At 35.8% G+C, this 1,783-nt stretch carries 1 protein-coding gene; it reads left to right on the top strand.

Going from position 1 to position 1,783, the window contains the following annotated elements; genetic code table 11:
- Positions 1-262 precede the first annotated feature (262 nt).
- Positions 263-1,579 (top strand): IS1380 family transposase, encoded by a 1,317-nt coding sequence (locus CW357_RS17940; RefSeq protein ID WP_119417443.1) that lies wholly within the window; start codon positions 263-265, stop codon positions 1,577-1,579.
- Positions 1,580-1,783 lie beyond the last annotated feature (204 nt).

Here is a 1,783-nt window from a genome sequence, read left to right on the forward strand (position 1 = left end):
AGTAAAAATATTCGCGCCATTGATCTTCTAAAACGCCTTTTGCAGAGCCAACTCCTGCCTTTATCAATCCCATTCATAATCCCGTCCTTTTATGTAAATTAAAGTTGAACCTGAATTATTCATAGAATTTTATAAATAAGCTCCTAACGCTGATTTATCAGCGTTAGGAGCTTATTATTTATGCATGAAATAAATGAAAAAAGAATCCGTTTCTGTTAAGGTTAAAACAACGACGAAATAACCAAAAGAAAGGATTCTTATAATGGCTACTTTACCTCAAATGACATTAAATTTCAATCATCAAATTAAACTATCAAATGATGGAGGCGCTCTTTCTTCGGATACAGGTGAATTTGTCTTTAGAGAATTTGATGAGAAAATTAATTTCTCCAAGACCCTTGCGAAACATCTCCATTTAAAAGATGAAAGACTGTTCTTTATTCATTCCAATATCAATTTACTTCGTCAAAAAATTTACCAAACCATCGCCGGATATGAACAAGATGATGCTGCGGATCAATTGATAAATGATCCGGTATTTACACGAGTAATTGGCACGAATCATTTAGCCTCTCAACCTAGTTTATCTCGATTTTATAAACGTTTCGATGCCCAATCGATTGAACAATGTCTTCAAGCCAATCAAGAATTGCTCGATAAGGTCCATACTTTTAGAGGATCAGAAGCACTTATCTGTGACTTAGATTCGACGCATTCAGATACCTATGGTCACCAAGAATCTGCGGCATATAACTCGCATTATGGAACAGTTGGCTTCCATCCACTCGTAGCTTTTGATGGGGTGACAGGAGACTTTCTAAAGGCTCAATTACGCCCTGGAAATGTGTATACTTCCAATGGGGTTGTAGAGTTTATCCAACCAATGATTGAACATTACAATGCAAAATTCCCTTCAACCACCTTATTTGTACGGGGAGATAGTGGTTTTGCCGTCCCTGGTTTATATGAATTATGTGAAAAAGAATCGGTTTATTATATTATCCGCTTAAAATCAAACGCAATTCTCCAACAACTTGCGGAAGAATATCACCCTTCCACTTCTCCTTCAGATATTACTAAAACAGAAGTCTATTATGAAGAAACCATTTATCAAGCAAAATCATGGGATCAACCAAGAAAAGTAATCATTTATTCGGTTCGCCCGGCTGGTGAACTTTTCTTTACGCATTCCTTTTTTGTGACGAATTTGAAAGAAGCTTTTTCTCCAAAAGCCATTGTCCTTAGTTATCAAAAAAGAGGAACGATGGAAAACTATATTAAAGAAGCCAAGAATGGCTTCAAATTAGATCAAATGAATAGCCACTCTTTCCAAGTAAATGAAGCAAAAATGATGGTAAGTCTTCTTGCTTATAACTTGACCAATTGGATGAGAACGCTCACCTTTCCAAATGCGCAAAGGAATATGCAAATTGAGACGATTCGCTCGCGGATTATTAAAGTCGCAAGTAAATTAGTCAAATCAGGGCGATCTCTTTATTTTAAGATGGCCTCTAGTTTTGTGTACCAGAAATTCTTTTGGCAGGTACTCAGTAACATTCAAAATCTACAAATAGAATAATGAAGTCAATTTCTCTTGCTCCATCTTAAAAAACGTATTCTAATTCAGGGGAGTAGTCTGCCCCAAAATAGCACTTTTTCACTCTAAAAATTGGAAAATCGTATCTTTGGAGAGCAAATAAGCACTTTATAAACTTAAAAAGGAGAAAATAACCGAGTTCCGTACTAAATCCACAACTTATGATGTAGCTGTGAATAATTCAGG

The organism is Rummeliibacillus sp. TYF005, assembly GCF_003844195.1.
Classification (GTDB): domain Bacteria; phylum Bacillota; class Bacilli; order Bacillales_A; family Planococcaceae; genus Rummeliibacillus.

Excerpts from the sequence above, each read along its gene's own strand:
- CW357_RS17940 (WP_119417443.1), top strand. The coding sequence starts at position 263 with ATGGCTACTTTACCTCAAATGACATTAAATTTCAATCATCAAATTAAA.